This is a genomic window from Kitasatospora sp. MBT63 (genome assembly GCF_000710465.2).
Lineage (GTDB): Bacteria > Actinomycetota > Actinomycetes > Streptomycetales > Streptomycetaceae > Kitasatospora.
In genome coordinates this window covers 24,878-31,263 of record NZ_JAIZ01000239.1, presented here as the reverse complement: position 1 = coordinate 31,263, position 6,386 = coordinate 24,878, and the positions used below count along the sequence as shown (strand labels likewise).

Sequence of the window (6,386 nt, the reverse complement as noted above, 5' to 3'; positions counted from 1 at the left end):
CTGGCCGCGCGTGAGGCCGACGCGGTGCGGCAGCTGCGGGCGGCCGCCGCCGAGGTGCTCGCCGCCGGGATCGGTGGCGCGGGCGGCGTTCTGCAGGCCGAGGTGCTGCGGGTGGCCCACCAGGCGCGGTTGCTCGGTCTGCACCGGCCGGCCGCGCTCGCCGTCGCGCTGGTCACCCGGCTGCGGGCGGCCCGGGCCCGGCAGGCCGAGCACCGGCTCGGCGATCTGGCGGCGGTCCTGCGGGACCTGTTGGAGGTCACCACCGCGCTGCTCGGCCCGGCGCCCGCCGCCGGGTTGCGCGGTACGGCCCGGCAGACCTACCGGGAAGGCGGCGGGCTGCGCCTGTACGGGCTGTTCGCCGAGCCGGTGCTGACCGCGACCCATGCGGGCGTGGTGGCCTGGGCGGTGGACCCGGCCGGGCGGCTCAGCACCGTCTCCGACGTCACCCCGCACTCGGGTGCCGACGCCGCCGCCGAGGCGGCGCTGACGGCCGGGTCGCGTCCGGTGCGGCTGGGGGACGCTTCGCTGAGCCACCGTGAGTTCTCCCGGGCGGGGCTGGTGGTCCAGTCGGCGACCCGGACTGAGTCGGGCCGGCTGGGCGCGGGGGCGAAGGTGCGGGCCGTCCGCGCGGCCGGTGCCGACTGGCAGGAGCAGCCGTCGGCGGCGCTCTGGTCCGAGCCGGTGGCGTCCCAGGCCGACCGGGCGCTGGCCGCCGGCCGGCTGCCCGAGGAGGACCGGCCGGCCGGTGCGGACCTGCTGTTCCTGGACGTCACGGTGGTCGGGGCCGGTCCGGTGCCCGGTGAGGTGCTGGCCGAATGCGCCGGCCTGACGCTGGCCCTGGCACCGGCCGCCGCTCACCCGGCGCTGCCGTGCCGCGACAACCAGGCCCTGCTGGCCTCGGTACCGGGACTGCGGCTGCGGGTGATCGGCCGGCTGGAGCGGGCCGCCCACCCGAGGCTGCGGCTGCTGGCGGCCGGTCAGGTGCCGGGCCCGGCGGGGCTGCGGCTGCCGGACGCCCGCGCGGGCCGGGTCGGCCTGGGTCTGGAACGGCTCCAGCAGGCCGACCTGCCGTCGGTCCCGGAGCTTTCGGCCCCGGAGCTCGTGGAGCCGGCGCCGCGGCCGTCCGCCGGTGCCGTCCCGGAGCCTCCGGTGGAGGTGCTGGGCCGGCGTCTGGAGCAGGCCGTCACGGCCGGCCGCCGTGCGCTCGCCCCGGGCCCGGCCGTGCCGGAGGCGGCCCGGCTGCGCGCGGCGGGCCTCGGTACCGCCGCGGACCTGCTGACGGCGCTGTGCGCGGCCGCCGCCGACCGCGAACGCGACGTCTTCGGCCGTCTCCGCGAGGGGGACCCGCTGGCGTTCGCCCTGGCCTGGCTCGCCGCGTCCTGCTACCGGGAGGAGCTGGCCACCGCCCTGTGCGCGGATGCCTGGCGGACCGGCTGACCCACGCCGCCGCCGCTCGGCCCGCCCACGGCCGCCGCCGCGCGGGCCGTCGTCGGTCGTCCCGTCAGAGCGGCTCCCCGTAGGCCCGGTGCAGACGCCGTACGCCCTCGGTGAGCCGCTCGGGGCTGTCCGCGCAGGCGTAGCTGAGCCGCAGGTGCGGCCCGGGCGCCTCGGCGGTGAAGTACCCGCGGCCGGGGGTGACGGCGACGCCCGCCCGCAGCGCGGCGGCGGCCAGCGCGCCGTCGTCCCGGCCGTCGGGCAGCCGCAGCCACAGGTGGTAGCCGCCGTACGGGAGCCGGTCGGGCAGCAGGTCGGGCAGCCACTGCCGCAGGGCGACGGCGAGGGTCTGCCGGCGGTCGTGCAGGGCGCCCGCCAGGGTGCGCAGGTGGTGGGACCAGGCGGGGGAGGCGACCAGTTCCAGGGTGGTCTCCTGGAGCGGCCGGGGGACGAAGAAGCTGTCCATCGCCTGGACGGCGCGCAGCCGCTGGTAGGCCGGTCCGCGGGCGGTGATCGCGCCGACCCGCAGGCTCGGCGAGGTCGGCTTGGTCAGCGACCTGATGTGCACGACCACGCCGTCGGGGTCCTCGGCGGCGAGCGGGACCGGCAGGGCGGGGGCGTCGGTGTGCACCAGCCGCCGGGCGAAGTCGTCCTCCACCACGAACGCGCCGGCCGCGCGGGCGATCCGCAGGACCTCGGGCCGGCGGGCCGCGGACAGTACGGCGCCGGTCGGGTTCTGGAACAGCGGCTGGCAGACCAGGACCCGGGCCCGGGTGGCGGCGAAGGCGTCGGCGAGCAGGTCGGTCCGCAGGCCGTCCGCGTCCACCGGTACCGGGACCGGCCGCAGACCGGCGGCGCGGGCGACGGCCACCGTGCCCGGGTAGGTCGGCGACTCCACCAGGACGGGCGCCCCCGGTGCGGCCAGCGAGCGCAGGGCCGTGGTCAGGGCGCTCTGGCCGCCGGCGGTGATCAGGACGTCGGACGCGGTGAGGGCGCCGCCGATGTCGCGGGCGAACCAGGCCCGCAGCTCGGGCAGGCCGTCGATCGGCGGCCGGCCCCAGGCGCCGGGCCGGCGGCCGGCCCGTGCGAGGGCGGCGGCGAGCGCGCGTTCGGGTTGCAGCACGGGGTGCAGGTAGCCGCTGTTGAGGTCGACCACTTCGGGCGGTGCGAGGGCGAGCGCGGCCAGTACCCCGGAGGCGTCTGCGCTGCGGCTCGGCGGCACCCCGGCCTCCGCGCTGAGCGCGACCTCCTGCCAGGAGGTGTCGGGCGGCGCCGTACCTCCGGATCCGCCGGGGGCGGCGCCGGGTGCGGCCTCGGCACGGAACACCCCGGCGCCGGGCCGGGTGACCACCAGCCCCTGGGCGGCCAGCTCGGCGATGGCCCGGGAGACCGTCACGGGGCTCACCTGGTGGCGCACCATCAGGGCCCGGCTGGACGGCAGCTTCTCGCCGGGTGAGTAGCGGTTGAGCTCGCCGCGGAGGATGGCGGCCAGCTCCGCGCCGCTGCTACGCTCGTTCATGACAGCACAAGATAGCGCTACCAGTCCGATGACGATAGCGGTCCGCGGTACTGCGGCGGGTGGTACCACGCTCGGCGGTACTGCCGTCGGCGGTACTGCGGTCGGCGGTACCGTGCTCGCCGCGACCGCCGTCCTCTCCTTCTCCTTCAGCTTCCCGGCGACCGTCTGGGCGCTGCACGGCTTCGGCCCCTGGACCGCGACCGGTCTGCGCGGGGTGCTGGCGGCCGTGGTCGCCGCAGGCTGCCTGCTGGCCGCCAAGGCGCCGCTGCCCCGCCGGGAGGACCGGGCCGGACTGCTGGTGGTCGCGGCTGGGTGCGTGGTCGGGTTCCCGCTGCTCACCACGCTCGCCCTGGAGCTCTCCTCGGCCACCCACTCCGCCGTGGTGATCGGCCTGCTGCCGCTGGCCACCGCCGTCTTCGCCGTGCTGCGCAGCGGCGCCCGTCCGGCCCGGGCCTTCTGGTGGGCGGCGCTGGCGGGCGCGGCGGCGGTCCTGGCCTTCACCCTGACGCAGAGCCACGGCGGGCTCGGCCTGGCCGATGCGCTGCTCTTCGCGGCGCTGCTGGTGTGTGCGGCGGGGTACGCCGAGGGCGGCCGGCTGGCGCGGCGGATGCCCGGTTGGCAGGTGATCGCCTGGGGGGTGCTGGCGGCGCTGCCGGTGACCGTGCCGGTGACGGCGTTCGCGCTGGCGGCGGAACCGGTGCACGCCGGGCCGAAGGCCGTGGCCGGTCTGCTCTACCTGGCGTGGGTGTCCCAGTTCGGCGCGTTCGTGCTCTGGTACCGGGGTATGGCGTCGATCGGGGTGCCCAGGGCCAGTCAGCTCCAGCTGGCCCAGCCGCTGCTGACGCTGGGCTGGGCCGTGCTGGTGCTGGGGGAGCAGCCGTCCCCGGCCGCGCCGGTGGCGGCGCTGGCCGTGCTGGGCTGCATCGCGGTCACCCAGCGGGTCCGCGGCTGACGCGCTCGGGGGCGTCGGCCGCGGACCCGGACAGCGGGTGGCCGGTGGTGGCGGCCGGGCGGGACGGTTACTGGATCCCGGCGGCCTTGCAGGCCGCCGCGTGCGCGGGGTCGCAGATCTGGGCGGCGGTGTAGAGGCCGCCGGCGATCACCGTGTCGTTGATCCGGGGCTTGGTGACCACGATCGGGCTGAGCAGCATCGACGGGATCTGCGCGCCGTTGCTGTCGGTCATGGCGGTGGCGACGGTGGTCACGTCCAGGCCCTTGACCAGGTAGACCGCGATGTTGGCGGCGGCGTCGGTCTCCGGTGCGTACGGCTTGAAGATCGTGTAGGCCTGCTCGCCGGTGAGCACCCGCTGGATGGCGTCCAGGGAGGCGTCCTGGCCGCCGACCGGGATGTTCTCGAGGCCGGCCTTCTTCAGGGTCTCGATGATCGACGCCGCCATGCCGTCGTTGGCGGAGTAGACGGCCTGGAAGCCGTTCTTGCCGAGCTTTCCGATGGCCTCGGTCATCTTGGCGGCCGCCACCTCGGGCTTCCACTCGCCGGACTGCTCGTAGACGATGCCCTTGACCTTGCCGTCGAGCGACTTGTGCGCGCCGGCCTTGAAGTCGGCCGCGTTCGGGTCGCTCTCCGCGCCGTTGACCATGACGACCTGCGCGTTGGCGGCCTTGTTGCCCAGCGCCTCGACCAGGGCCTGGCCCTGGAGCTCGCCGGTGCGCTTGTTGTCGAAGGAGACGTACGCGGCGACGTTGCCCGAGGCCAGGCGGTCGTACGCGATGACCTTGGCGCCCTTCTTGGCGGCCGCGTCGACCCAGGGTGCGGTGATCTTGGCGTTGACCGCGTCCAGCAGGATGACCTTGACGCCCCGCGCCAGCATGTCGTCGAACTGCTGCTTCTGGGTGCCCTCGTCGCCGTCGGCGTTGGCGTAGTCGACGGTGCACTTGGTGCACAGGCCGCTGATCGAGGACTCGATCAGCGGCTTGTCGAAGGTGTCGTAACGGGTCGACGAGGCGCGCTCGGGCAGCAGGAGACCGATGGTCTTGTTGGCGCCGGCGGACGGCGTGGAGCCGCTCGAGCCGCAGGCGGCGAGCGACAGCGTCATCGACACAGCGGCCGTGCCGACGAGCAGGCGACGCGTCATTGCGTTCATGGTGGGTGGTGCCTCCCTGACAGCGCCGCAGCCTGCGGCGAGTGAAGGGGAGTCAAGCTGGCACCCCGATGTGACGTCAATAATTAAAGCATCCCACTTACAATGTCGACCAAGTCGTTACATTCTTGAATGATCTTCCCTTGTGACCTGCGGAGACGTCGGGCCCCCGAATTCGGATAGGTCAAGGCTTCAAGGCAGGTGCCCAACTCCCCCCTCCCGGAGGGGAGCCGGGCCCCGCTACCGCTCGGCCCGGACCACCAGGAAGACCCCGCTCACCACGATCGCGCCGCCCAGCAGGACCGGCCAGGTCAGCGGCTCGGCCAGGACCAGCCACCCCAGCAGCACGGCCACCACCGGATTGACGTACGCGTAGGTCGCCACCAGCGACAGCGGCGCGCGCTGGAGCAGCCAGGCGTACGCCGTGAAGGCGATCAGCGAACCGAAGACGACCAGGTAGGCCAGGGCGGCCCAGGAGCGGCCGGAGACGGCCGCCGGGTCGAAGTGCTGCGGTTCGTGCCGCACCACCGCGAGCAGCCCGGCGCCGAGGCCGGCGGCCGCCATCTCGTACACGCTGGCCGCCATCGCATTGGCCGGCATCTCCAGCCGGCCCGCCAGGAACGAGCCGAAGGCCCATATCAGCGCCCCCAGCACCACCGACAGCAGGCCACCGAGCCTCACCTGGCCGCTCAGCCCCGGCGAGGTCAGCACCACCAGGCCGGCCAGCCCGAGCAGCACCCCGGCCAGCGTCGCCACCGCCGGCCGGCGGCCGCCGGCCAGGTTCAGCACCACCACCCACAGCGGCACGCTCGCCACCAGCAGCGCGGCCATCCCGGACGGCACCGAGCGCTCCGCCAGGACCACCAGCCCGTTGCCGCCGACCAGCAGCAGCAGGCCGACCAGCACCGCCGAACCGAGCTGGCGCCGGGTCACCCGCAGCGCGCCCACGCCCTGTCGCCAGACCAGCAGCAGCGCCAGCAGCGGCGCCGCGGCGGAGAACCTGGCACTGGCCGAGAGGAGCGGCGGCATGGTCTCCACCACCACCCGGATGGCCAGGTAGGTGGAGCCCCACACCACGTACACGATGCCGAGCGCCGCCCACACCGCCCCGCCGATCCTGGGCGGCCCGACCGTGGCGGCGGCGGTCGACCCGGGGGCGAGGGTCTCCGCCGGCCGCTGCGGAACCGAGGATGACATGTGCGACTCCCGAGTTTGGTCCTGTTGGGTCCTTGCGCGGGTATGAGACCACATCCACGGCCGGACGTACACGCAGCCCCCACCCCGGCTCGCCCGCTCCCGCGGCCCCGGCGCGGCCGGCCCGGTGCGCCGACCGG

5 protein-coding genes are annotated in these 6,386 nt (G+C 75.5%); 2 read left to right on the top strand and 3 right to left on the bottom strand.

Annotated features, from left to right (window positions below; translation table 11 throughout):
• Positions 1-1,437, top strand: a 1,437-nt coding sequence (locus tag AA75_RS49365) for a hypothetical protein (protein WP_033820594.1), incomplete at its 5' end; no start/stop codon positions are given.
• Between the two features lie 64 nt (positions 1,438-1,501).
• Here the strand turns inward: AA75_RS49365 and AA75_RS15485 are convergent.
• Positions 1,502-2,953 carry a PLP-dependent aminotransferase family protein gene (locus AA75_RS15485; protein WP_033820593.1) on the bottom strand — a complete coding sequence of 484 codons (1,452 nt, stop codon included), beginning with the start codon at positions 2,951-2,953 and terminating at the stop codon, positions 1,502-1,504.
• On the opposite strand from AA75_RS15485, the gene AA75_RS15480 reads away from it, so the two are divergent.
• Positions 2,952-3,905 (top strand): DMT family transporter, encoded by a 954-nt coding sequence (locus AA75_RS15480; protein ID WP_082526537.1) that lies wholly within the window; start codon positions 2,952-2,954, stop codon positions 3,903-3,905. The genes AA75_RS15485 and AA75_RS15480 overlap by 2 nt on opposite strands.
• Before the next feature lie 67 nt (positions 3,906-3,972).
• Here AA75_RS15480 and AA75_RS15475 read toward each other — a convergent pair whose 3' ends face one another.
• Positions 3,973-5,055: a sugar ABC transporter substrate-binding protein gene (locus tag AA75_RS15475; protein WP_033820591.1), complete on the bottom strand. Its 1,083-nt coding sequence runs from the start codon at positions 5,053-5,055 to the stop codon at positions 3,973-3,975.
• Between the two features lie 237 nt (positions 5,056-5,292).
• A complete protein-coding gene (locus AA75_RS15470) occupies positions 5,293-6,249 on the bottom strand; it encodes an EamA family transporter (protein ID WP_082526536.1) in 957 nt (318 codons plus the stop codon).
• Positions 6,250-6,386 lie beyond the last annotated feature (137 nt).

Excerpts from the sequence above, each read along its gene's own strand:
- AA75_RS15470 (WP_082526536.1), bottom strand. The coding sequence starts at position 6,249 with ATGTCATCCTCGGTTCCGCAGCGGCCGGCGGAGACCCTCGCCCCCGGG.
- AA75_RS15480 (WP_082526537.1), top strand. The coding sequence starts at position 2,952 with ATGACAGCACAAGATAGCGCTACCAGTCCGATGACGATAGCGGTCCGC.
- AA75_RS15485 (WP_033820593.1), bottom strand. The coding sequence starts at position 2,953 with ATGAACGAGCGTAGCAGCGGCGCGGAGCTGGCCGCCATCCTCCGCGGC.
- AA75_RS15475 (WP_033820591.1), bottom strand. The coding sequence starts at position 5,055 with ATGAACGCAATGACGCGTCGCCTGCTCGTCGGCACGGCCGCTGTGTCG.